The sequence below is a fragment of the Novosphingobium percolationis genome (assembly GCF_020179425.1).
In the GTDB taxonomy this organism is placed as follows: domain Bacteria; phylum Pseudomonadota; class Alphaproteobacteria; order Sphingomonadales; family Sphingomonadaceae; genus Novosphingobium; species Novosphingobium percolationis.
On sequence record NZ_JAILYM010000023.1, the window covers coordinates 1 to 1,373 of the forward strand.

A 1,373-nucleotide genomic window follows, 5' to 3' on the forward strand; every position below is an offset into this window, starting at 1 on the left:
GGGCTTCTGGTATTACCTTCGTGTGCTGTGGATCCGCGACGGCGTCACCCAGAAATATCTGAGCGACATGACCAACGTCACAGAAAACACGACTGTGTCGATAATCAACAACATGATGCAGCACGGGCTTGTAGAGCGCACCCGCGACAAGGTTGATCGCCGCAAGTTGAGCGTTACGCTGACCCAACGAGGCAAAGCCCTGGAAGCGGAGCTCATGCAATATGCGATCGACATTAACCGCATCGCCGTCGCCGGGATCGATCCGGCCGAGGTTGCGACGTGCGTCGACGTGCTTTCGCGCATGTCAGCCAATCTCGCCGCCGAATTCGATTCTATCCCGAACACCCCCGCCGAGGACTGACAGGGCGCAACCGGTCAGCGGCCGCTCGCCGGGTATCCTGCGGCAGCCCGGCAAAGACGGAGCATCGACAACCACGCTGCTCCCGCACCGCTTATGCTCCGCCCCGTCATTTCCCGGATTGCATCACGTCAGATCTTGAACTCCGCGAACGTCTCCGGCGCGAACATGTCCTCGATCGTCAGCTGGCGCGGCGACAGACCCTGCTCATGATGATAGCGCGTGAAGGTCTCGAGTACGTGGCGGTTCTTCTCGATTCCGTAAGGCCACCACTGATCGCCCAACGTCGCGATCGTTTCCTCGACCGCGGCAATTTGCCAGGGCAGCATCGTCTTGAGCGAGGCTGAGACGCGCAGCTGTTCGTAGGTTAGCTGCTGCGCCTGGACGAACGCCTTGTAGAGCGCCTGTGCGATCCAGCGGTTCTTCTCGTAAATGTCGCGGCGAATGGCAACGACGTGCATGATCGGGAAGATATTCGTCTTGCCGAAATAGGCTTTCTCGACCTGGACGAAGTCCGGGAACAGGCGCCGCACATTGTGCGGTTCCGAATAGAAGGTCGATGGAGCACGCGCGGTGTGCAGCGCGTCGATCTCGCCATCAGCCAACATCCGGGTCAGCGTCTGGTTTGGCCCGATCGGCTCAACCTTGAACTTGTCCGGCAGATTGAGTTTGAGCTTTTCCTCACGGCCCGGCTCTTCCTCGCCGCCCGTGACATAAGTGACCGACGCCGGGTCGATGCCATATTCGTCCTGCAGGATACCGCGGATCCAGACCGGCGCGGTCATCTGATATTCCGGGACGCCGATGCGCTTGCCGACAAGGTCGGACGGTTTTTCGATGCCGCTCTTGGCCGACACGAAGATGCAGGAATGACGGAAGAAACGTGACGGGAACACCGGGATGGCGATAAAGTCTGGATTGTCCCGGCCCAGAGTCACGCAATACGATGACATCGAAAGCTCGGCGGCATCGAACTCGCGATTGCGCAGCATCCGGAAGAACGTTTCCTCGACGG

Annotated in this window: 2 protein-coding genes; one reads left to right on the top strand and one right to left on the bottom strand. The window is 59.7% G+C overall.

The features are described from left to right. Positions 1-361: MarR family winged helix-turn-helix transcriptional regulator (locus tag K3A84_RS20235; RefSeq protein ID WP_225011277.1), on the top strand; the 361-nt coding region annotated here is incomplete at its 5' end. A 128-nt stretch (positions 362-489) separates the two neighbouring features. Here K3A84_RS20235 and K3A84_RS20240 read toward each other — a convergent pair. Further along, positions 490-1,373 (bottom strand): ABC transporter substrate-binding protein (locus tag K3A84_RS20240; protein ID WP_084281513.1); only part of this gene is annotated, 884 nt, incomplete at its 5' end.